Genomic DNA, 22,356 nt, shown 5'->3' with positions numbered 1-22,356 from the left:
TGTCTCCCTGCTTGACTCAGGGTGGTGTCAGACGTTAGCACCCAATTGTCGGAACAGTCACTGTTTTGACTAGGAAATTTTTAGATGAGTAGAGCGCCGGAGCCGTCGCCCGCGGGCGACGCCGCCCCGCCGGATTCGGCGCGGGGTACGGCGCGGGGTTCCAGACCGAGTTTCAGGCCGGGTTCGAGGTCGGCGGCGAGCACGGCGATCCGCCCGTCCAGGAAGTCCCGCCGGGTCGCCCGCCGCTGGGTCTTGCCGCTGGTCGTCCGCCGCACCGCGCCCCGCCTGGCCAGCACGACGCTCACCGCGGGCAGCCCGAACGCGCGGGCCACGCGCTCCCTGGTGAGCGCGGCCAGTTCGCCCAGCGGCGTCCCGCCCGCCGCGCCGGTGCTGATCTCCTGCACGACCACGACCCGCTCGCCGCCTCCCGGCTCGTTCTCGTCCGCGTCGAGGCGGAACGCGGCGGTCGTGCGGGCGGCCGGGTGCGCCGCCTGCGCCACCTCCTCGATGTCGTGCGCGTACAGGTTGCGGCCGTTGACGATGATGAGGTCCTTGATCCGCCCGGTGACGTACAGCTCGCCGTCCGCGCGGAACCCCAGGTCGCCGGTGCGCAGGTAGGGGCCGGTGCCGTCGGCGGTGAGGGCGCCGAACGTCGCGCGCGTCGCCTCGGGGTCGCGCCAGTAGCCGTGGGCGACGCTGCCGCCGCGGACCCAGATCTCGCCGACGCGCCCGTCCGGGAGCGGGACGCGGGTCCGCGGGTCGACGACCCGCACGTCCAGCGTGACCGGGCGCCCGCTGCTCACCAGCCGCCGCACTCCGGCGCCCCCGGCCCGCGACGCCCCGGGCCGTGCCGTCGGCGCATCGCCGCGCGCGGCCACCGGCTCGAACGGAGCGGACGGAGCGGACGCGGCGGGGACCGCCTCGCCGCGGCCGAGCGCCTCGGCGTCGAAGGAGCGGACCACCGGGCCGGCGCCGGCCGGCGCGGCCGCGATGAGCAGCGTCGTCTCCGCCATCCCGTAGCAGGGCATCCACATCTCCCGCCGGAACCCGACCGCCCCGAAACGTTCCACCATCCGTTCCAGCGTCGCGGCCCGCACCGGCTCGGCCCCGTTCTTGACGGTCCGCAGCGACCCCAGGTCGAGGCCGTCGAGCTGCGCGTCGGTCACCCGGCGCAGGCACAGCTCGTAGCCGAAGTTCGGCGCCACCGTGATCGTCGCGCGGTGCCGGGTGATCAGCTCCAGCCACAGCACGGGCCGTTTGATGAAGGTGATGGGGGAGGTGAACACGTAGCGGCAGCCGAGGTACAGCGGCTCCAGGAACTGCCCCACCAGGCCCATGTCGTGGTAGTGCGGCACCCAGCCGACCCCCACGGTGCCGGCCGACCCGTCGATGCGGCGTCTGATCTCCTCGCCGTTGCAGAGCAGGTTGCCGTGGGTGACGAGCACGCCCTTGGGGGCGCTGGTCGAGCCGGAGGTGTACTGCAGGAACGCCGGGGTTCCCGATTCCAGGCGCGGCGTCGGCCGGCCGCCCGGATCGGCACCGGGATCGGCCGAGATCGTCTCGGTGTCCAGGCACCGGACCCGCCCGGTCAGCCCCGCGCCGGCCAGCCACCCCTCGAGCGGCTCCCGGTGCGCCGCGTCGGTGAGGATCCAGGTGACGTCGGCGTCGTCGATGATCCGCAGGGTGCGGTCCGCGCGGCCGGCGTCGAGCGCGGGCAGTGGCGCCGGGACGGCGACGACCCGGGCGTACAGGCAGCCGAGGAACGCCGCCAGGAACTCCAGCCCCTCCGGGTAGAGCAGCAGGACGGCCGTGTCCCGCAGGCCCCGCTCCTCCAGCAGGCAGGCCAGCACGCGCGCCCGCCGGTCGAGTTCGGCGAAGCCGAGGCCGGTCTCCCGGTACCGGCGTCCCGGCCCCGGTTCCTCGCTGACGAAGGTGAAGCCGTGCCGGTCCCCGTGCTCCTCGACGGCGTCCCGGACGACCGACACGAAGTCACCGCGCGGACGCATCCGACCTCACCCCTCCGTCGTCGGCCAGGGCCGTCAGCGAGAACCAGCGGCGCCCGTCGCGGCACCGGAACATCGCGTCCTCCACCGGCGGCGCGAACTGCTCGGACAGCGCGGTGTCGGGACGGACGCCCTGCACGAGCCGCTCCAGGCACAGCACGAGCCACTGCCCGTCGGCGAACGCCCCGCCGAACGCGCGGTGGTTGTGCAGCCAGGTGAGCATGCACGACACCATCGCGTGGATCTCGCAGTAGCGGCGGGCCCGGCCCAGCGCCGCCACCGAGGACGTGTCGTCCGGGTCGGCCAGGACGCCCTTGCGCAGCCCGGCACGCAGGTCGTCGACGACGGACACCAGGTCGGCGAGCCTGGCCGCCACGCCCGGGGCCGCGTGGACCCCCGCCTCCGCCACGACGGCCCCGGCGGTCTCCTCGAACCGCGCCCCGATCTCGTCCCGCCCCTCGTTGGTGAGCCGCAGCGACCGGCCGTCGGGACGCCAGGGCGGCGGCGCCTGCGTCCAGGTGAACAGGTCGGCGAGCAGGTCGTCGTCCCCCTGGCCGTCGCCGGTGGCCCCGGCGAGGTAGGGCAGCTGGGCGGCGACGTTGGCGAGGTTGACGTGCGTCGTCCCCTCGAAGACGCTCGCGATGGCGTGGTCGCGCTGCAGCTTCTGGAACGCGCCGTGCGCCACGCCCTCCCGCAGGTAGCCGCGCGCCGCCAGCACCGTGCCGACGCCCGCGACGACCTCCTCGCCCAGTACGGGCACGAAGTACTTCACGATGGACGACCACAGGCTCAGCCGTCCGGGCGCCACCGTCAGCGCACGCGCCACCGGAAGCGCGACGCACTCGGCGACCAGCAGGTCGAGGTGCGCCTTGAGGAGCTGGTCGCGGATGACCGGAATCCGGTAGATCTCCGCCCCGTAGAGCGTGCGGCGCCCCGCGTACTCCATGCCGATGCGCACCACCGCGTCCATCGTGCCGAGCGACAGCGCGGCGATGGCGGTCCGGGTGATCTGCAGCGTCTTGAGCGTCTGGACCAGCCCCGAGCCCGGCCGTCCGATGACGCACCCGGCGGGCAGCCGCGCGCCGGTGAACTCCACGCCGCTCAGGTCGTGGCCGCGCAGTCCCACCGTCCGGACCGGCGGAAGCGCCGACCAGCTCGCCGGATCGAGCTCGTCCTTGTCGACCAGGAGCAGGGAGAAGTCCCGCGGGCCCGTCCTGGCGTAGGCGGTGACGAACCGTCCGCGGGTGGCGTTGCCGACCGGCCACTTGACGCCGGTGAGCACCAGGCCGTCCCCGGCCGCCTCGGCGCGCGCCTCGCACGCCGTCACGTCGCTGCCGTGGTCGGCCTCCGAGACGCCGAAGCAGGCCAGGTCGCCGCGCAGGACCCCCTCGGCGACCGTCTTCTGCTGCCTGGGATCGCCCCAGAGCCATACCGGGTTGACCGCCAGCAGGCCCGAGCCGTACATCACCGCGACCGTGACGCTGCGGCGCGACACGGCGCGGGTGACCAGGAACAGCTCCTCCAGCGTGGTCAGCCGCCCGCCGAGGTGGCGGGGCACCAGGTAGCCGGGGAAGCCCCAGGCCCGGACCGCCTCCACCGCCCCCGGCGGCAGCTCGTCGCGTTCCTCGGCCTCGACGATCGCCCGGTAGGAGAACGGCCCGGCGCCGTCGTCCATCGGGTCTCCCAGGTAGGCGTCCAGGTCGGCGGCGATGCGGTGCGCCGGGGACAACCGCGCCTGGACGGTTCGCGTGCGGGTGTGACTGTCCATGTTCGCGACCCCTTCGTTGGGTCCGTAGCGTCCGGCGTCGCCGCCCGGTCAGGGCGCGGCGGGCGCCGCCGGCTCCTCCAGCCGCCGGCCGACCAGCCGGGCGAGCGTCATCGCCGCGGGCAGCGGCCGCACCATCACGGTCAGCCCGGTGACCAGGCCGTCCGTCCCGAACTCGAGCAGGTCCACGCCCTGCACGGCCTTGCCCGCGGCACGGGCGCGGAAGATCAGCGCGCGGCCCGGAGGGCTCCCGCCCGGCGCGGACGGGACGGCGCTGACCAGCTCGTCGGTGTAGTGGAAGTCCTCGAAGACCTCCACGAGGACGCCGAGCAGCCGGACGACCGCGTCCCGGCCCCGGTAGGGCCGCACCACCACCGGGCTGTGGAACTCGATGCCCGGGTCCAGGGTCCGGGCGATCGCGGCGAGATCGGCGGCCTCCACCGCGGCCCGGAACGTTCCGGTCACGATCCCGGCCCTCCCGCCGGCGCGCCCTCCGGGACGTGCGCCGCGACCGCCCGCGCCAGGTCGTCGGCCCAGGCCCGGTAACCGGCGGGGGAGGGATGGAACCCGTCGGCGGCGAACAGCCGCCGGTCGCGCGCCATGGCCTCGTCCATGGGCGCGTGCAGCGCCCCGTGGGCGTGCGCCACCTCGCGCATGACGCGGTCCATCGCCCGTGCCCGGGCGCCGATGACCAGCCGCAGCGGCTGCGGGAGCGCCGGGAACCGGTGCACCGGCGGCATCCCGGCGACCAGCACCGTCGCGTCGCGGTACGCGCCGCGCACGGCGGTGACGAGCGCGGTCAGGTCGGCGGCCCAGGTCCCGAGCGGACGCCGCCGGATGAGGTCGTTGATCCCGACGGTGACCACGACCAGGTCCGGGGCCGCGCCGTTCAGCGCGGGCACCAGGTCGGTGACGACCCTGCGGGCCGTCGCGCCGCTGCGCCCGGTGACCGACCAGGCCACGCTCCGGCCGAGCCGTTCCCGCAGCGCGGCGGCCAGGAACCCCGGCAGCGCCTCGGCGTGCGCGGCCGCGCCCACCCCCACGGCGGTGGAGTCGCCGATCACCACGAGGCGCAGGTCCGGCGCGCCCGCCCCGGCCACGCCGTGGTCGGCACCGGACGCGGGATCGAGCCGCGGCGTGCGGCGCGCCGTCCGCCGCGCCTGCACGAGCAGGACCGGCGCGAGCGGCAGCACCAGCATCCGCGTCGTCGGAAAATTGACCCGGAAACTCGAACGGGGAAAGGAAATTGCTTTCTTCATGTCCATCCTCGGTCCGCGGGGGCGCCGACCGGCCGCTCCCCGAGCAGGTCTCTGGCGATGGGGGCGATCACTTCCGCGACATAGGCGTGTCCCGCCGGATTGAGATGGATTCCGTCCGCGCTCCACAGTGCCGGATCGGCCACCTCGCGGACCGCGCCCGGTGCCAGGAAGGTCATATCGTGTTTCTCGGCGGCCTGGCGGAGCTCGGCGTTGAACTCGTCAATTCTTTGCAGGGTCCGCTTCCTGCGGAAAGCCGACATGGGAACCCGTTCCAGGAACGGTGGACACGGCACCGGCGCCGCGATCGCCACCGCCCCGGCACGGCTCGCCCAGCCGAAGACCTCCGCGACGCGGTGCGCGACCCGTTCCCGGTCGAACCCCGCGAGGGCGTCGTTCATCCCGCAGTTGAGCACCACCAGGCCCGGTCGTGCGTCCCCGGCCGCGGCGAGCTGCTCGCCGGTCACGTCCGCGATGGTCGCCGCCGGCCGCCCGAAGTTGGCGACGCGGTCGCGGGGCAGTTCCAGCAGGTCGGCGAGCCGTCCCGCCCAGCCGATCCAGCCGCCGGCGGGGTCCGGGTCGTCCCGCCCCTCCGCCACGCTGTCGCCGAACACCACCAGCCGCCGGGGGAGGGCGGCCATCACGCGACGAGGCCGAGCAGGTAGTCGGTCAGGGAGGCGACGGTGCCGCGGCGGCGCGCCTCGGCCACGTCGACCTCCACCTGGAGGTGGTCCTCGATGTCACTGACGACGCTGATGGCGTAGACCGAGTCCATGCCGTACCGGGCCAGTTCCACCGACGCGTCGATGTCCTCGGCGGGCCGGTCGAGGTAGAACGCGATCCGGTCAATAAGCCACGATTGCAGCTCGTCGTGAGAAATAATTTCCGATCTGTTCAACACTTTCCTCGCCTCGGTAAGGGGCCTTCTGATATGCCCGGCGGCAGAGCACCTTGAAGATACCCGCGGCCCCACCGGCTGTCACGACCCGCGCGTGAACTATTCGGGAGCGCTCTTTTTCTGTCCTGTAAATTAGGTAATCCCCCGAGTGAAAGGGTTCATTAAGGACACCTTGCCGGTGGTGGCCGGATACGGGCCCAACCCGAATCCAGGCCGGGGGCCGCCACACCGATCCGCCCGCCCTGCCCGCGCCGCGCCCACTCCCGTGACCTGGGCGTTCACCACCAGACCAGACCGCCCAGCGGCAACGCGGCCCCCGCGCCGTCACAGCGCTCCCTCCCGGAATTTTGGGCCCCGCCCGCCCCACCTCGCCGCCATCGAGCTGTCACCCTCGGGTGATACGGTCCCGGCCGACCCGTCCCGGCGGACTCAAGCCCGTGAACCTGCAGGTCACAGGCAGGTGAGAGCGCCATGGCAACGTGCCGGCGGGAGTGCGACGGGACCGTCCAGTAGCAGGCCGCCATCGGGCCCGCCGCCAGTGCGGCGGAGGCGCGTCGGACACTCATCAGTCGCCGATGAGTAGGCCCGGTGCGGTGCAGTGCCTGGAGCAGGAGGGGTGCTACGTGTTACGCGCCGTCCGGGGCGACCCGCTGCGGTGGCTGGGCCGCGCGCGCGAGGCGGTGGCGGCCTGGGGACGCGGCGATCGCCCGGACGGGAGCGCGGCGGAGCAGGGGGTTCAGTGGCGCGGGCGCGTCAGGCCGGGACGTTGTAGGCGATCAGGCCGGTCTCCGTCCCGTTCACCTCCAGCTCGGTGAGCGCGCAGTTGAGGACTCTGGGGAACACGCGGCGGTAGCGCGACAGCGGGATGCCGAGCAGCTCGCACAGGGTGAGCCGCAGCAGGGTGTTGTGCGCGACGACCAGGACGCGTTCGCCGGGGTGCGCGGCGGCGACGTGGCGCAGGGCGGCGGCGCCGCGCGCGGCGGCCTTGCGCGGGTCCTCGGCGCCGGGGAACGGGGCGTTGACCGGGTCGGCGCGGAAGGCGGCGACCTGGTCGGCGGGCAGTTCGGAGAGCGTGCGGCCCTCGGCGGAGCCGAAGTCGACCTCGGTCAGGTCGGCGTCCACCTTGAGCGGCAGGCCGAGCGCGGCGGCGGCCGGGGCGGCGGTGGCGCGGGCACGGCCGAGCGGGGAGGCCCACAGCGCGTCGATCCCGGCGCCGGCGGCCCAGCGGCCGAGCGCCTCGGCCTGGCGGCGGCCGGTGTCGTTGAGCGCGATGTCGCTGACGCCCGCGTACCGGTTCTCGGCGTGCCACACCGTCTCGCCGTGCCGGGCTACGAACAGCCTTGTCACGTGGTCATCCCGTCGTTGTCGCGCGGCGGCCCCGGCGGAACCGCCACCTGGTTGCAATGCGCCGGCAAACCGAGGGTACGGCTTGTTGTAACGTTCCACGCAGCGGTGACGCCGCGTTGCGGCCTCATGTGGCCATGGTCCGGCGAGCGGGTCGCGGCGGGTGTGCGTCGCCGGGATGATCGGGCACGGCACCCCCATCAGATCGCGGCTCGTTCTGTGAAGTTATAGCCAGGAAGCGTTAACAAATCAAGCGGATCGGGCCGGGCGGTGCCTCCCCGGCCTCCTTGGCGCGCCCTCATGAGGGGCGCCCGGACGGCGTTCTGCAGGGACGTTGCCGGAGCACCCCGGCTCGTTTCACAAATCCGTAACGAGCTCTTGACGGTGCCGATCCCTGTGTTACAGGCTCTGTGAACTCCATCACCGTGGGTGTTATCTGCTGGAGGGCACATGAGCGGGCGTTCCCGCGCCGTCGTCGCCGCCGATCTTGGCGCCGAGAGCGGCCGCGTGGTCCTCGGCCGGTTCGACGGGTCCCGCGTCGAGCTGACCGAGGTGCACCGCTTTCCCAACGGTCCGCGTCACGCCGACGGCCTGCTGCGCTGGGACCTGGAGCACCTGTGGTCGCAGGTGCGCATGGGCCTGGCCAAGGCGGGCGCCCTCGCCGGCCGGGTCGACTCGGTCGGCGTCGACACCTGGGGCCTGGACTACGGCCTGCTCGACGCCGACGGGGAGCCGCTGGCCGACCCGGTCAGCTACCGCGACCCGCGCACCCGGGGCGTGCTCGCCGACGCGGTGCGCCGCGTCGGCGCCGAACGGCTGTACGCCGACACCGGCACCCAGCTGATGGAGATCAACGCCGTCTACCAGCTGATGGCCGACGCCGACGCCGGCGTGCTGGAGGACGCGACGACGCTGCTGATGATGGCCGACCTGTTCCACCACCGGCTGTCGGGCGCGACCGTCGCCGAGTACACCGCGGTCAGCACCACGGGCGCCTACGACATGACCCGCCGCGCCTGGGCGACGGGGCTGCTGGACGACCTGGGCGTGCCCACGCACATGCTGCCCGAGGTGGTGGACGCGGGCACCGCCCTCGGCCCGGTGCTGCCCGCCGCGCTCGACCACCCCGCCTACGCCGACGCCACGGTGATCGTCCCCGGCGCGCACGACACCGCCAGCGCCGTGGTCAGCGTGCCGTTCGTCCACTCCGACGCCGGATACGTCTCGTCCGGCACCTGGTCGCTGGTGGGCGTGGAGACCGGGGAGGCGGTCGTCACCGAGGCGGCACGCAAGGCCAACCTCACCAACGAGGGCGGTGTGCGCGGCACCATCCGGCTGCTGCGCAACTGCATGGGCCTGTGGCTGCTGCAGGAGTGCCGCCGCCAGTGGGCGCGCGAGGGCCACCGGTACAGCTACGACGACCTGGTGCGCCTCGCCGAGGCGGCCCCGGCCGCCGTCAGCGTGGTCAATCCCGACCACCCCGGGTTCGTGCAGCCGGGGGACATGCCCGCGCGCATCCGCGACTACTGCCGCCGCACCGGGCAGCCGGTCCCGGCCGGGCCGGACGAGGTCGTGCGGTGCGTGCTCGACAGCCTGGCGCTGGGCTACCGCGCCGCGTTCGACGACATCGCCGAGGTCACCGGGCGCCCCCTGCCCGCCGTGCACATCGTCGGCGGCGGCTCGCGCAACGCGCTGCTCAACCGGCTCACCGCCGAGGTGACCGGGGTGCCGGTCGTCACCGGGCCGGTCGAGGCCACCGCGCTGGGCAACGTGCTCGCCCAGCTCATGGCGCTGGGCGAGCTGTCCGGCCTGGACGAGGCGCGCGCGGCGGTACGGGCCGGGACGCGCACCGGCACGGTCGAGCCGTCCGGCGCGGACCGCTGGTCGGACCTGTACGGCCGTCTGCGCGCGTTCGCGGCGGCAGACCAAGAGGCGGCGTTGGCCGACGAAAGGAGATCATGATGAGGCTGACCAGGACGGTCACCGTCGGTGTCGCGTTCGCCCTCACCGCGAGCCTGGGGCTCGCCGGGTGCAGCAAGAAGGAGAACGCCTCCGGCTCCGGCGGCTCGGGCGACGGCAAGATCAAGGTCGCGTTCGTGCCGAAGCTGCAGGGCATCCCCTACTTCGAGGCGATGAACACCGGCGGGCGCCGTGCGGCCGCCGACCTGGGCGTGGAGTGGATCTACAAGGGCCCCACCACGGCCGATCCGGGCGCGCAGACCGAGGTGGTCAAGTCGCTGATCCAGCAGCGGGTGGACGTGCTGGTGGTCGCGCCCAACGACCCCGACTCGATGGCGCCGATCCTCAAGGACGCCCAGTCCCGCGGCATCAAGGTGATGACGTCCGACACCGACGCGCCCAACTCGGTGCGTGAGCTGTTCGTCAACCAGGCCACCGCCGAGGGCATCGGGCAGACCGTCACCGACGCGCTGCTGGAGAAGATGGGCGGCAAGGGCAAGTACGCCATCGTCTCGTGCGGGCAGACCGCCGGGAACCTCAACTCCTGGATCGCGGTGCAGCGCAAGCACACCGCCGAGAAGTACCCGGACGCCAAGATCGTCGACGTCGTCTACGCGGGCGAGGACGAGGCCAAGGCCACCTCGATGGCCAAGGACCTGATGAACGCCCACCCCGACCTGACGGGGCTGGTGGGCGAGTGCACCACCTCGGCGCCGGGCGTCGCCAAGGCCGTCCGCGAGACCGGCAAGATCGGCAAGGTGTTCACCGTCGGGGTCGGCACCCCGGCGTCGATGAAGCCGTACCTGATGGACGGCTCGTCCAGCACCTCGATCCTGTGGGACGTCGAGCAGCTCGGCTACCTGACGGTGTGGGCCGGCACCCAGCTGAAGAAGGGCACCCCGCTGCAGGCCACCAACAAGGTCAGCGACAAGCTGCCCGCGGTGAAGTACTTCCCCGACCAGAAGATGCTGCTCCTCGGCGACCCGCTGCGGCTCACCAAGGACAACGTCGGCAACTACAACTACTAAGAGGCCCGGCCGGTGGAAGAGGAGACCAACGGCGCCGGGGAGCCGCTGCTGCGGCTGACCGGCGTCCGGCGCCGCTACGGCGGCGTGCAGGCGCTGCGCGGCGTCGACTTCGAGGTGCGCGCGGGGGAGGTGCACGCGCTGGTCGGCGAGAACGGCGCGGGCAAGTCCACCCTCATCAAGATCATTTCGGGGGCGGAGGCGGCCGACGCGGGCACCGTGGAGATGGCCGGGCGGACGCTGCCCGGCGGCAGCACGGCGGCGGCGTTCGAGGCGGGGATCGCCACCGTCTACCAGGAGCCGCAGCTGTTCGGCGAGCTGCCGGTCGCCGAGAACATCTTCATCGGCCGGGAGCTGCGCCGCCGCGGCATGGTCGACCGGGCCGCGCAGCGCCGCCGCGCCGTCGAGCTGCTGCGCCGCCTCGGCCTCGATCCCGGCCTGGCCGACGTGCGCGTCGCCGACCTGCCGGTGGCGCAGCGGCAGCTGGTGTCGATCGCCAAGGCGTTCGCGCACGAGGCGAAGGTGCTGATCCTGGACGAGCCGTCGGCCATCCTCACCGACCGCGAGATCGAGGTGCTGTTCGGCGTGCTGCGGTCGGTGCGGTCGCACGGCGTCGGCGTCATCTACATCAGCCACCGGCTGGACGAGCTGACCGTCATCTCCGACCGCGTCACCGTCATGCGGGACGGCTCCCGGGTCACCACGCGGCCGACCGCCGAGCTGACGATCCGTGAGATCGCGCGGCTGATGGTCGGGCACACGCCGGTCGGCGCGGCGCAGCGGCGGGCCGTGCCGGACGGTCCCGCGGTGCTGGAGACGGCCGGCCTGTCGCGGCGCGACGCCTTCCGCGACGTGTCGTTCCAGGTGCGCGCCGGCGAGGTCGTCGCGTTGTTCGGGCTGGTCGGGTCCGGCACCGGGGCGATCGCGCGGGCCCTGTACGGGATCGACCCGCCGGACGCCGGCACGCTGCGCGTGGCGGGCCGTGAGGTCCGTCCCCGCACGCCGGCGGACGCGGTCGCCGCCGGGCTGGCGATGCTGCCCGGCGACCGCAAGGCCCAGGGCGTGTTCGCGTCCAAGAGCATCGGCTTCAACATCTCCGTCGGGCACCTGCCGGTGTTGAGCCGCGCCCGCGTGTGGGTGGACCGGGCCCGCGAACGCGCCGTCGCCTCCCAGTTCATCGACCGCATCCGGATCAAGGCGCCCGGCCCGGCGACGCCGGTCGGCACGCTGTCCGGCGGCAACCAGCAGAAGGTCGTGCTCGCCCGCCAGCTCGTGGAACGGCCGCCCGTGCTGGTGCTGGAGGAGCCCACCCAGGGCGTGGACGTCGGCGCCAAGGACGAGATCCACGACCTGGTGCTCGGCCTGGCCGACGAGGGCAGCGCCGTGCTGGTGGTGTCCAGCGACCTGCCCGAGACGATCCGCCTGGCCGACCGCGTCCTGGTGGTGCGGGGCGGGCGGATCGTCGGCGAGTTCCCGCACGGCGCCGCGCAGGCGGACGTCCTGGCCGCCGCCGCGGGCGACTCGGGCGACGCCGCGGGCGACGGCACTGACCAGGATGCAGGCCAGGACACGGGCCGGGGCGCGGACGACGGCCGGGCCGACGAGAGCGGAGAGGAACGATGACGGCGCTCGCACGGCCTTGGGCGCGGCGTCCCGCGGCGGGCGCGATCGAGGGCCAGGAAGTCGTGCTGATCGGTGTGATCGCGCTGCTGTGGACGGCGCTGGGCCTGTCGGTCGACACCTTCTTCACCGCGTCCAACCTGCAGAACATCCTGGCCACGGTGGCGCCGGTGACGATCATCGGGGTCGGGATGACGGCGGTCATCGTCACCGCGGGCATCGACGTGTCGGTCGGCAGCGCCATGGCCGTGGTGATGGTGATCGTGGCGCAGCAGCTGCGTGACGGCGGCCTGGCGTTCGGGCCCGCGGTCGGGCTGGCGCTGCTGGTCGGCGGCGTGCTCGGCCTGCTCAACGGGGCGCTGGTCGCCTACGGCCGGGTGCATCCGATCATCATTACGTTCGGCACGCTCAACCTGTACCGGTTCGTCGCGCTGCAGATCTTCGACGGGCGGGAGGTCGCCGGGGTGCCCGGCACGCTCGGCCTCCTGGGCGGCGGCGCCGAGGGCCGCACGTTCGGGCTGCCGCACTCGTGGCTGCTGGCGGTCGTGCTGGCCGCGCTGATGTGGGCGTACATGCGGCACGTCCCGACCGGGCGGCACCTGTACGCGATCGGCGGCGACGCCGAGGCGGCGCGGCTGGCCGGGGTGCGCGTCACCCGGCGCCTGCTCACCGTGTACGCCGCGACCGGGCTGCTGGCCGGGCTGGCCGCCTGCTGCGTGATCGGCGGCGGCGGGCTGGTCGCGCAGAGCGCCGGGACCGGCATGGAACTGCAGGTCATCGCCGCCGTGGTGATCGGCGGCACCAGCATCCAGGGCGGCCGCGGCACCGTGCTCGGCACCGTGCTGGGCGCGCTGCTGGTCGGCACCGTCACCAGCGCGGTCACCCTGCTGGGCTGGCCGAACGAGCTGACCTCGCTGTTCATCGGAGTGTTCATCCTCGTGGCGGTCGGGTCCGACCTGCTGCGCGAGCGCCGGAGGCGGTCCCTGTGACGCCGCAGTCGACGAGTAAGCCCGCGGACACCACCACGCGTGACGACGCGTCGGGGGCGCGGCCGCCCTCGCCCCTGGCCCGGCTGGGCCGCCTGCTGCTGCACGACCGGGTGGCGCTGCTGATCCTGCTGCTGGTCGTGCTGGTCGCCTGGATGATGATCCTCGACCGGGGCGGCTACCTGCTCGGCCCGTACGACGCCACGTACATGGCGGCGGCGCTGGAGTCGTTCGTGCCGCTGTGCATCCTGGCGCTGGCCGAGATGCTGGTGATCCTCTCCGGGCGGGGCGGCATCGACCTGTCGGTCGGGGCGATGGTGAGCCTGACCGGCATGGCGTTCGGGTTCATGGTGGGCGAATGGGGCTGGCCGCTGTGGCCGTCCCTGGTCGCCGCGCTGGCGTTCGGCACGGCGCTCGGCGCGGTCAACGGGTTCCTGGTGGCCGTGCTCGGCTTCCCCTCGCTGATCGCCACGCTGGCCACCGGGTACGCCTACAGCTCGCTGGCGCTGGTCAGCAACGACAACGCGCCGATCTCCACCAAGCCCGTCCAGGACCTGCACGACCTGACCAGCATGACCGAACCGCCCCTCGGGCTGCCGCCGGTGCCCAGGCAGTTCTTCACCTTCCTGATCCCCTGCGCCGTGCTGGTGTGGCTGCTGGTCAACCGCACCGCGTTCGGGCGCCGGCTGTACGCGGTCGGCACCAACGAGACCGCGGCCCGGTACGCGGCGCTGTCGGTCGGCGGGGTGCGGTTCCGCGCGTTCGCGCTGGCGGGGCTGCTGTCGGGGGTGGCGGCGGTCGTCACGGTGGGGCAGTTCGCCTCGGCGCGTCCCGACGCCGGGACCGTCGGCAACGGCATGGCGCTGCCCGCGATCACCATCGCCGTGCTGGGCGGGGTCGCCATCACCGGCGGCGTCGGCCGGGTCGGCGGCGTGATCGTCGCGGCGCTGCTGGTGGTGTGGCTCAACGCCGGGATCCTGCTGTACTTCGAGGGGTCGGCGGGCTCGCGCTTCCAGCTGCTGGCCCTCGGCGTGCTGCTGATCGCCTCCACGCTGCTCAACGCGGTGGCCGGACGGAGCCGGCGACGACGACGTCCCCGGTAGATCGAGAACAGGCCGACGACGGGCCCGCCGCGGGCGCGCGGTGGGCGCGCGGGGAGGTCGCCACACGCGCGAGGATGGTGCCATGGAGCAAGGGGAGAGCGATGCGCGGGGCGCCTCGCGGCGGGCGCAGGGACCTTCGGAGCGGCAGCGGCTGATCGCCGAGCAGGTGCTGTCGGAGGGGTCGGCGTCGGCCGCCGACCTCGCCGAGCGGTTCGGCGTCAGCCTGATGACGATCCATCGGGACCTGGACGAGCTGGAGCGCCAGGGGGTGGTCCGCAAGTTCCGCGGCGGGGTGACCGCCCAGCCGTCCGGGGTGTTCGAGAGCAACGTCGCCTACCGCCGCAAGTCGATGCGGGCGGAGAAGGACGCGGTGGCCGAGCGCGCCGTCCGGCTGATCGAGCCGGGCATGGCGGTGATGCTGGACGACTCGACCACCACGCTGGCGCTGGCGGCGCGGCTGGCGGAGGTGACGCCGCTGACGGTGGTCACCAACTTCCTGGAGGGGCTGAACCTGCTGGCGCAGTTCCGCGGGATCCGGCTGATGGCGCTGGGCGGCGACTACGACGCCATGCACGACTCGTTCCTGGGCGTGTCCTGCGTGGAGGCGATCGAGTCGCTCAGCGTGGACCTGTGCTTCGTGTCGACGTCGGCGGTGTCGGCCGGCTACGCCTTCCACCAGGAGCAGCACATCGTGTCGGTGAAGCGCGCGATGCTGGCGTCGGCGGCGCGCAACGTGCTGCTGCTCGACCACACCAAGCTGGGCCGCACGGCGCTGCACCGGGTGGCGCCGCTCGCCGAGTTCGAACGCGTCATCGTCGACGCGGGGGCGTCCCCCGAGGCCCTGCGCGATCTCGACGAGCACAAGGTCGCCTACGACGTGGCGACGCTGTGACCCCGGCCACCGCGCCGCCCGTGTTGGGGGCCGGAGTTTTCGGGCATGGTGGGGATCTGATATCGGATAAGTGATCAAAACACTGATTTAACGCAGGGGGATTTCGTGACCGTTCCCAACGTCACGTTCAACAACGGTGTCACCATGCCACAGCTCGGTTACGGTGTGTGGCAGGTTCCGGACGCCGAGGCCGAGCGGGTCGTCAAGGTCGCGCTGGAGACCGGCTACCGCAGCGTCGACACCGCCGCGGCCTACGAGAACGAGGAGGGCACGGGCCGCGCCCTGCGCGACTCGGGCGTCCCGCGCGAGGAGCTGTTCGTCACCACCAAGCTGTGGAACAGCGACCAGGGGTACGACTCGACGTTGCGCGCCTTCGACGCCAGCATGGAGCGTCTCGGCCTGGAGTACCTGGACCTCTACCTCATCCACTGGCCGATGCCGAGCCGCGACCTGTACGTCGACACCTGGCGCGCGTTCGAGAAGCTGTACGCCGACGGCCGCGTCCGCGCCATCGGCGTGTCCAACTTCACCGTCGAGACGCTCACCCGGCTGTTCGACGAGACCGAGGTGGTGCCGGTCCTCAACCAGATCGAGCTGCACCCGTACCTGCAGCAGGAGGAGCTGCGCGCCTTCCATGCCGAGCACGGCATCCTCACCGAGGCGTGGAGCCCCCTCGGCCAGGGCCAGGGCCTGCTGGAGGACGCCGAGCTCGCCCGCCTGGCCGGAAGGCACGGCAAGACCCCGGCGCAGCTGGTGCTGCGCTGGCACCTGGAGGTGGGCAACGTGGTCATCCCCAAGTCGGCGACCCCGTCGCGCATCGCCGAGAACTTCGACGTGTTCGACTTCGAGCTGACCGACGAGGACAAGGCCGCGATCGCCGCCCTCGACAAGGGCACCCGCTTCGGCCCGGACCCGGCGACGTTCGAGGTCCTTGGCTGAACCCGCGTGCCTCTACCCGCGTGACACGGGCGGTCGGGAAGCCTTAACGCGGAGGTCACCCGGCCGGTGGACGGGCGTTCCGGGCGGCGGGGAGCTTACCGGGCGTGAGCATCCCCCGCCGCCCCGCGTTCAGGCTGACGGCGGCCACCGCCCTCGCGGCGGTGGCCGCCGCGTCGTCCGCCCCCGTCCCGCCGGCCCCGCGGCCGGCGGCCCCGATCGCCGCCGCCGTGCCCGTCCGCGACGCCGTGCCCGCGGGTCCGTGCCGTGGCTCGTCAACGGCCGACCTGGACGGCGACGGCGCCGAGGACGTGGCGGCGGGCGCCCCGTACGCGACGGTCGGCGGGCAGGCCCGGGCGGGCGCCGTCGCCGTGCGGCACGGCGGCGGGGTCGTCCGGCTGTCGCAGCGCGGCACCGACCCGGCCGAACGCGGCGACGGGTTCGGCGCCGCGCTGGCGGTCGGCGACCTCAACGGCGACCGCTGCGGGGATCTGGCGGTGGGCGTGCCGGACGAGACGTTCGGCGCGCGGCGTTCGGGCACCGACGGTCAGGGCGCCGTCCAGGTCTTCTTCGGGTCGCCGTCCGGGCCGGTGGAGGGGCCGCTGCTGTCGATGCGCACGCTGCGGCGGCCCCACGGCACGGACCGCTTCGGAGCGGCCCTCGCCGCGGCCGACGTCGACGGCGACCGGGACGACGAACTCCTCGTCGGCGTGCCCGGACTGCCGGGAGGCGGCGGCGTGGCCGTGTTCGGGCTGCGCGGACGCGGCGCGGCGCGCGGGCTGCGGCCCGGACCGCTGCTGCGGGCGCCGTCCGGCGCCGTCGGCACCGACGACTTCGGCGCGGTGCTGGCGGCGGGCGACTTCGACGGCGACGGCCGCGCGGAGATCGCCGTCGGCGCGCCCGGCGACGGGGAGTACGGCGAGGGCGCGGTGACCGTCCTCGATCCGCTGACCCGCGCCGCGCGGCGCCTCACGCAGGCCGCGCCCGGCGTGCACGGCGCACCCGAACGGTTCGACCGTTTCGGCGCGGCGCTGGCCGCCGGGGACTTCGACGATGACGGCGTCGACGACCTGGCCGTCGGCGTGCCGGGGGAGGACGACGGCCGCACCCCGGCCGGTCACTCCGAGGGCGCGGTGCAGGTCCTGCACGGGCCGTCGATGCGTCAGCGCGCCCCCATCGTGTCCCAGCGCCGTCCCGGCGCCTACGACGGGTTCGGCGCCGCGCTGGCGGCGGGCGATCTGGACGGCGACGCAGTGGCGGACCTGGCGATCGGGGCGCCGGGGCGGGGGGCCGTGCGGACGTTGCGCGGCGTGCGTCATCGCGGGTTGTCGGAGCGGGGCGGCCTGCGCGTCGAGCCGGGCGGCCGGAGCCAGTTCGGGTGGGCGCTGCTCATACGCAACCGGACCCTGTACGTGGGTGCGCCCGGGGCGCGGGGTTTCGCCGGGGCCGTCACGGTGGTGTCCGGCGGCTCGTCGCTCGCAACGCTCCCGATGCCGACGGACGGCCTGCTGGGCTACGCGCTGGGTTGAACGAGCACATGCCGACCGGTGCCCGTCCGCGTTCATGCTCGGCCTCGCGTAGGCAACTGAGGCGTCCGGCGGGCCCTGCCGGAGAGCCGTAAGGGTCAGGCCGGGCGGCCCAGCGAACGCGCGCCGTCGTGAACGGTGAACTGCACGGCGCTGGACACGGGCGCGCCCCTGCGGGTGACGTAGGGGACCGTATGGAAGTCCGCCGTCATCTCACCGGGTGCGGCCCTGCACAGCAGGTAGCCGCGGCGCTGGTCGATGAGCGCGATGTGCGGGTTCTCGGCGCGGATGGCGGCGTTGGTGGACGGGTCGGGTTCTCCGTCGCCCTCGCTGGCGATGGACGTGGCGACCAGCTCCACCCCGACGTGCGCCGAGTCCGGGTCGTCGAAATCGGCGAGCAGGTCGTTGGCGTGGGCGACGTGCACGTCACCGGTGAGGACGACGGGATTGCGCGCACCCGACGAGACGAGCGCGTTCATCAGGCGGGTTCGTTCGGCGGCGTAACCGTCCCAGCCGTCCAGCGCCATCTCCCGCCCCGGGCCGAGCCGGTGGTCGCGCTGGGCCAGGAAGACCTGCTGCGCCAGGACGTTCCACCGGGCGCGTGACGTACGCAACCCCTGGTCGAGCCAGCGCAGCTGGCCGTCACCCAGGAGCACGCGCTTTTCGTTCAGCCGTGCGTCGCAGTTGAGGCGCAACCCGTCGTCGCAGGGTTGCCCGCTGCGGAACTGCCGGGTGTCGAGCATGTGGAACACGGCCAGGTCGCCCCACTGGATGCGTCGCGTGAGGCGGATCCGTCCGGGGCCGCGTAGGGACGAACGCCGCAGCGGCATGTTCTCGTAATAGGCGCGTACGGCGGCCCGCCTGCGGGCGACGAAAGTTCGTTCCCGTGCTTCGGGGCTGTCGCCCGCCCAGTTGTTCTGCAGTTCGTGGTCGTCCCAGACCACCGCCCACGGGGCCGTCGCATGGGCGGTGCGCAGGTCGGGGTCGGACTTGTACTGGGCGTGGCGGCGCCTGTAGTCGGCGAGCGTCAGGCACGTGCTACGGCCGGTGTGCCTGCGGACGATGCGCATCGGGTCGTCGTCCTTGGCCGCGCCCTCGTAGATGTAGTCGCCCAGGTGCACCACCAGGTCGGGGTGCTGTTCGGCCAGGCGGCGGTAGGCGGTGAAGTAGCCCTGTTCGTAGTTGGCGCAGGAGGCCGCCGCGAACGTCACGGGTGTGAGCGCGCCCTGGGCGGGGGCGGTACGGGTCCGGCCGGTGGGGGACAGGTGCCCGTCGGCCCGGAACCGGTAGAAGTACTCCGCCCCCGGGCGAAGACCGTCGACCTCCACATGGACGCTTCCGGCGTCGGCATACCGGGCCGTGGCACGGCCCGCGCGCACGATACGGCGGAACCGCTCGTCCTCGGCCACCTGCCACTGCACGTCGACGTCCCGCCGGGGAAGGCCGCCGTGACCGTCCTCGGCCAACGGACGCGGCGCCAGCCGTGTCCACAGGACCACGCCGTCAGGCGCGGGGTCCCCGGAGGCGACACCGAGTTCGAACGGGTCCGTCAGGGCGCGGCCTTGGAGGCGTCGTGCGGGCAGAGGCGCCAGGGGAGCCGACACCGTCGCCGCTCCCGCGATGGACAGGAAACTCCTGCGGGTCACGTCCACGTCTCCACTTCAGGCGACGTGTTCGAGGGCCGTGGGAGCATCGTCCGACCGGCAGCCCAACGGCCGGTGAAACCCCGGGTGTCACCGGCCGTGTCCGCCCCGTCTCACCGGGGGAGGTCACCGGTGAAGGTCGCCGCGCAGTACTCGCTGGACGAGGTCGTCGCGCAGCTGCCCGTACCCCGTGCGGGCCCACAGGCTGTCGTCCGCGTCGACCTCGTAGTACGGCACCGCGCGTCCGTCCACCCTGTCGAGCAGCATCTGCGGGGTGCGGCGGGCGCGGACGGCCTTGGCGCAGTCGTGGCACGCCTTGACGCGCAGCCGTTCGCGGCTGCCCAGCGGACGCCAGTTCACGGTGACCGCCGAGTCGCCGTGCAGCGGGTTGAAGAAGCACAGCGGGCTGCCCGGGGTCTCCCGGCCGCCGTCCGCCAGCGACTGTGCCGACGCCAGCGCGTCCAAGCCCCGGTCGACCAGGACGAGCACCCCGGCCAGGTCCGGCAGGCCGCGCGCCGCGTCCAGCACCTTGCCCGCCGCCTGGTAGGCGTCCAGCGCCTCGGTCATCAGGGCCCGCACGCGCGGTGCCGAGGCGTCGACGTCGGTCCGGTCCAGCAGCTCGCCGAACGCCACGACCTCGCGGGCGGCCTGCTCGCGCAGTTCCTCCTCGTTCGCGCGCAGGGCGGTGGCCAGCACCGTGCGCGGCAGCCGGTGCGACGACGGCGCGGGGACGCGGCCCGTCCGCCGCCACCGCCACACCGCCAGCCCGGCGACGGCGGCCACGCCCAGCCCTGCCGCCCCGAGGACCAGGGGCACCGTTCCGCCGCCATCGTCGCCGCCCCTGCCGGAGGAACTGTCGGAGCCGACGGGCCCGCCGCCGCGGCCGGCGGAGGGACGCGGCCGGCCCAGGTGCGCGGTGGCGGCGTCGTACTCGGCCTTGCCCCGGCCCGCCGCGATCAGGTCGACGGCGCGGATCAGCCGGTCGGCCAGCGGCGCGTCCTTCATCTCGTCCAGGAAGAACGGCACCTGCGCGGCGTACCGGGTGTTCTCCTGCTGTTCGGGCGTGCCGCCCCACTGCCGTGCCGCGAGCTGGTCCTGGAAGTCGTCCAGGGACAGGTACGCGCCGTCGCGGCCGAGCCGGTCGTGCACGACGGTGAGGAGCTGGTCGGGGTCCTCCCAGGTGCCGCCCTTCACCAGCGGCACGAGCACGACGTGGACGCGGATCGGCGACCGGCGCATGCGGGCCAGCAGCGCCTGCCGCCGCCCCTTCGGCAGGGCGGACGCCAGCGACGGGTCCACGTAGATCGGCGACCTGCGCAACGACGCCGCGATCCGTTCACCGGGCGACGGCGCGCTCCGGACGCCGGGAAGACGTTCAACCGACCCGTGTTCAACCGACCCGTGTTCAATCGACACCGAGAGACTCCAGCACGGCCGAGGGCAGTTCGCGACGGCGCGACGCGGACACGAACCTGGACCAGCGCCCGGGGACGCTGTAGTGGGGACGGCCGCCGGGGACTCGCAGCGCCCTGTCCACCAGCGACGACGGGGGCACGGCGGCGCAGTCCGCGCACACGGGGCGGGTCCCGTGCCCCTTGTTGTAGCGGCGCCCGGCGGACGGCCCGTGCAGCGGGTTGACGAAGCACGGCGCCGAGGGGCGGGACTTCGCCCCGTCCAGCACCTCCCGGCCCTGCCGTGCCAGCACGATCACCCACACCAAGCCGAGTACGGTCTCGTCGGCGTCCGCCGCGTCCTCCGCGCCCTGGGCGACGTCGTCGAAGAGGATCTGTGCGGCGTCGTAGGCACGGGCGGCATAGGCGTGCCCGGGGGACTCCTCGTGGTCGGGCAGCATGTCGCGCAGTTCGCCGAGTGTGCGGGCGGCGCGCGTACGCAGATAACGCACCGAGGGTTTGGTCTCCCTACGGGGTGGCGTCTTGGGCCGCGCGCGCAGGGCGCGAATTCCTGCCGTCGGGGCGCGGACCAACGCGAACAGCAGCAACGCCGCAAGGGGGCCGACGGCGAGAAGCCCTGTGAGGAACGGCCCCCAGAACTCGGCCTCCAACGGCGGTTCCTCCTGCCCGAAGGGCGGCGGTGCGCTGTAGAGGGTGGGCGTGCCGGCAGGGGCGGACGGGGCCGAGGCCACGGTGTCGAACAGCCGCCGCAACCGGTCGGGCACGTCCGCCATGGGCGCTTCCAGGTCGGCGGGGGAGCGGACCTCCCTCGGCGTGTAGCGGATGTCGCGCGGGACGCGGAACGGCAGAACCTCTATGTATCCGTGCTCATTGACGAGGATGTACAGGCCGTCGCGTCCCACCCGTTCACGCAGGCCGAACAGGAACGCGTCGTCATACCCGAAGGACTCCGAGTCCATCGAGTTGGGCATGACGACGACGAACACGGGAACGCCGATGCGCTCGGCCGTCTCGGCCATCTCGGCCTTGACCCGTTTGCGGTCGGCTCGGCTGAGGGCGTCCGTCAGATACATGTCGACGGACAGCGGATCCTCGGCGAGCTCCGCCGCCACCCGAGCGAACCGGGCCTCCTCATGCGGCGCGGGCGGTGGCGCCGCCATGGCGGGACCCGCGGGCGCCCAGAGGCCGGTGAGCAGCAGCGCGGCGACGAGCACCGTCATCAAGCGTCTGATCATCGTCGAGCCGCCCGGGCCGGATTACGGCGGGACCTTCGGCGCAGCAACAGCACCAGCAGCGGCACTCCGGTCAGGGCGGTGCCCGCCGCGAACGCCGCCATCTCCTTGCGGTCTCTGATGTCGCTCCGGCTGGGGCCGTCGGAGGGCCGGTCCTCGCGCGCCCTCTCGCGGGCCTGCTCGATCCTGCGCTGCACGTCGGGCGCGGACACGATGTCGACGAACCGCGCTATCTGTTCCACGGCCCCCTCGTCCCGTCCCTTCTGCAGGGACGCCGCGGTCCACGCGCGATCGGCCGGCAGCGTTCCACCGAACTGCCGCGCCGTGCCGTACCCGGACGGATCGGTGATGATGTACATGCCGTCCTTGCCGAGCCGGTCGTGCAGCGACGCGATCAGCTCCCGGTGCCTCGGCGAGGTCGCCATTGAGTTCGGCGTCACCACCACGTACGCCGGGACGCCCAGCCGCGCCACCGCGGCGCGGATCCGCTCGTGCGCGTCGTAGGGCAACGCCCGCGGGGCATGGTCGGTGACCTGGATCGGGTCCTCGGCCAGCAGCCGCGCGAGCCGGTCGGCGAGGCTCGCCGGAGTCGGTGAAGGCGCGGCGGCGCGCGCCGTGCCGGTGAGAACGGATCCGGCCAGCGCGAAAGTCACGAACAAGGCGAACCACCGCACATCCGGAGTCTAACGACGATCACCCCACCGGCCTCAGCGGCCCCATCTATCACAACCCCGCTTCGTATTCACATGATCACTG

19 protein-coding genes are annotated in these 22,356 nt (G+C 73.5%); 8 read left to right on the top strand and 11 right to left on the bottom strand.

Going from position 1 to position 22,356, the window contains the following annotated elements:
• Nucleotides 1–80: 80 nt before the first annotated feature.
• The 7 genes from ABZ801_RS05065 to ABZ801_RS05035 form a co-directional block, all read right to left on the bottom strand.
• On the bottom strand, nucleotides 81–2,006 hold the full coding sequence (locus ABZ801_RS05065; RefSeq protein WP_360693038.1) for a fatty acyl-AMP ligase: 1,926 nt from the start codon (nucleotides 2,004–2,006) through the stop codon (nucleotides 81–83).
• Entirely contained in the window at nucleotides 1,990–3,771 is a 1,782-nt protein-coding gene (locus ABZ801_RS05060) for an acyl-CoA dehydrogenase family protein (protein WP_360693035.1), read from the bottom strand. The genes ABZ801_RS05065 and ABZ801_RS05060 overlap by 17 nt, the downstream gene beginning before the upstream one ends.
• A 48-nt stretch (nucleotides 3,772–3,819) precedes the next feature.
• A complete protein-coding gene (locus ABZ801_RS05055) occupies nucleotides 3,820–4,233 on the bottom strand; it encodes a nuclear transport factor 2 family protein (RefSeq protein ID WP_360693032.1) in 414 nt (137 codons plus the stop codon).
• Nucleotides 4,230–5,027, bottom strand: coding sequence for an SGNH/GDSL hydrolase family protein (locus ABZ801_RS05050; RefSeq protein WP_360693029.1), 798 nt, complete (start codon nucleotides 5,025–5,027; stop codon nucleotides 4,230–4,232). The genes ABZ801_RS05055 and ABZ801_RS05050 overlap by 4 nt, the downstream gene beginning before the upstream one ends.
• Entirely contained in the window at nucleotides 5,024–5,665 is a 642-nt protein-coding gene (locus tag ABZ801_RS05045) for an SGNH/GDSL hydrolase family protein (RefSeq protein ID WP_360693026.1), read from the bottom strand. Before ABZ801_RS05045 ends, ABZ801_RS05050 begins: the two co-directional genes overlap by 4 nt.
• Nucleotides 5,665–5,925, bottom strand: a complete 261-nt coding sequence (locus ABZ801_RS05040) for an acyl carrier protein (RefSeq protein WP_360693023.1) — start codon at nucleotides 5,923–5,925, stop codon at nucleotides 5,665–5,667. The genes ABZ801_RS05045 and ABZ801_RS05040 overlap by 1 nt, the downstream gene beginning before the upstream one ends.
• A 750-nt stretch (nucleotides 5,926–6,675) precedes the next feature.
• The gene (locus ABZ801_RS05035; RefSeq protein WP_360693020.1) at nucleotides 6,676–7,269 is read right to left on the bottom strand and encodes a histidine phosphatase family protein; all 594 of its coding nucleotides are present in this window, start codon (nucleotides 7,267–7,269) and stop codon (nucleotides 6,676–6,678) included.
• A 447-nt stretch (nucleotides 7,270–7,716) separates the two neighbouring features.
• On the opposite strand from ABZ801_RS05035, the gene ABZ801_RS05030 reads away from it, so the two are divergent.
• The 8 genes from ABZ801_RS05030 (at nucleotide 7,717) to ABZ801_RS04995 (ending at nucleotide 17,316) form a co-directional block, all read left to right on the top strand.
• A complete protein-coding gene (locus tag ABZ801_RS05030; protein WP_360693017.1) occupies nucleotides 7,717–9,228 on the top strand; it encodes a rhamnulokinase family protein in 1,512 nt (503 codons plus the stop codon).
• Nucleotides 9,228–10,253, top strand: a complete 1,026-nt coding sequence (locus ABZ801_RS05025; protein WP_344958635.1) for an autoinducer 2 ABC transporter substrate-binding protein — start codon at nucleotides 9,228–9,230, stop codon at nucleotides 10,251–10,253. Before ABZ801_RS05030 ends, ABZ801_RS05025 begins: the two co-directional genes overlap by 1 nt.
• 12 nt (nucleotides 10,254–10,265) lie before the next feature.
• The gene (locus ABZ801_RS05020) at nucleotides 10,266–11,873 is read left to right on the top strand and encodes a sugar ABC transporter ATP-binding protein (RefSeq protein WP_360693014.1); all 1,608 of its coding nucleotides are present in this window, start codon (nucleotides 10,266–10,268) and stop codon (nucleotides 11,871–11,873) included.
• Entirely contained in the window at nucleotides 11,870–12,859 is a 990-nt protein-coding gene (locus ABZ801_RS05015) for an ABC transporter permease (RefSeq protein ID WP_360693011.1), read from the top strand. Before ABZ801_RS05020 ends, ABZ801_RS05015 begins: the two co-directional genes overlap by 4 nt.
• Nucleotides 12,856–13,959: an ABC transporter permease gene (locus ABZ801_RS05010; RefSeq protein WP_360693008.1), complete on the top strand. Its 1,104-nt coding sequence runs from the start codon at nucleotides 12,856–12,858 to the stop codon at nucleotides 13,957–13,959. The genes ABZ801_RS05015 and ABZ801_RS05010 overlap by 4 nt, the downstream gene beginning before the upstream one ends.
• Nucleotides 13,960–14,041: 82 nt before the next feature.
• On the top strand, nucleotides 14,042–14,851 hold the full coding sequence (locus ABZ801_RS05005; RefSeq protein WP_360693005.1) for a DeoR/GlpR family DNA-binding transcription regulator: 810 nt from the start codon (nucleotides 14,042–14,044) through the stop codon (nucleotides 14,849–14,851).
• 144 nt (nucleotides 14,852–14,995) lie between these two features.
• On the top strand, nucleotides 14,996–15,790 hold the full coding sequence (locus ABZ801_RS05000; protein ID WP_360694131.1) for an aldo/keto reductase: 795 nt from the start codon (nucleotides 14,996–14,998) through the stop codon (nucleotides 15,788–15,790).
• 104 nt (nucleotides 15,791–15,894) lie between these two features.
• On the top strand, nucleotides 15,895–17,316 hold the full coding sequence (locus ABZ801_RS04995; RefSeq protein WP_360693002.1) for an FG-GAP repeat protein: 1,422 nt from the start codon (nucleotides 15,895–15,897) through the stop codon (nucleotides 17,314–17,316).
• 95 nt (nucleotides 17,317–17,411) lie between these two features.
• On the opposite strand, the gene ABZ801_RS04990 is transcribed toward ABZ801_RS04995, so the two are convergent.
• The 4 genes from ABZ801_RS04990 to ABZ801_RS04975 all read right to left on the bottom strand — a co-directional run bounded on the left by ABZ801_RS04990 (nucleotide 17,412) and on the right by ABZ801_RS04975 (nucleotide 22,259).
• Nucleotides 17,412–18,959, bottom strand: coding sequence for an alkaline phosphatase D family protein (locus ABZ801_RS04990; RefSeq protein ID WP_360692999.1), 1,548 nt, complete (start codon nucleotides 18,957–18,959; stop codon nucleotides 17,412–17,414).
• A 123-nt stretch (nucleotides 18,960–19,082) separates the two neighbouring features.
• On the bottom strand, nucleotides 19,083–20,276 hold the full coding sequence (locus ABZ801_RS04985; RefSeq protein WP_360692996.1) for a hypothetical protein: 1,194 nt from the start codon (nucleotides 20,274–20,276) through the stop codon (nucleotides 19,083–19,085).
• A gap of 85 nt (nucleotides 20,277–20,361) precedes the next feature.
• Nucleotides 20,362–21,588 (bottom strand): hypothetical protein, encoded by a 1,227-nt coding sequence (locus tag ABZ801_RS04980; RefSeq protein ID WP_360692993.1) that lies wholly within the window; start codon nucleotides 21,586–21,588, stop codon nucleotides 20,362–20,364.
• 11 nt (nucleotides 21,589–21,599) lie between these two features.
• Nucleotides 21,600–22,259 (bottom strand): hypothetical protein, encoded by a 660-nt coding sequence (locus tag ABZ801_RS04975; protein ID WP_360692990.1) that lies wholly within the window; start codon nucleotides 22,257–22,259, stop codon nucleotides 21,600–21,602.
• Between the last annotated feature and the right edge of the window lie 97 nt (nucleotides 22,260–22,356).

This window comes from Actinomadura sp. NPDC047616, assembly GCF_040642915.1.
GTDB lineage: Bacteria > Actinomycetota > Actinomycetes > Streptosporangiales > Streptosporangiaceae > Spirillospora > Spirillospora miaoliensis.
This window is presented reverse-complemented; position numbering and strand designations above follow the sequence as displayed.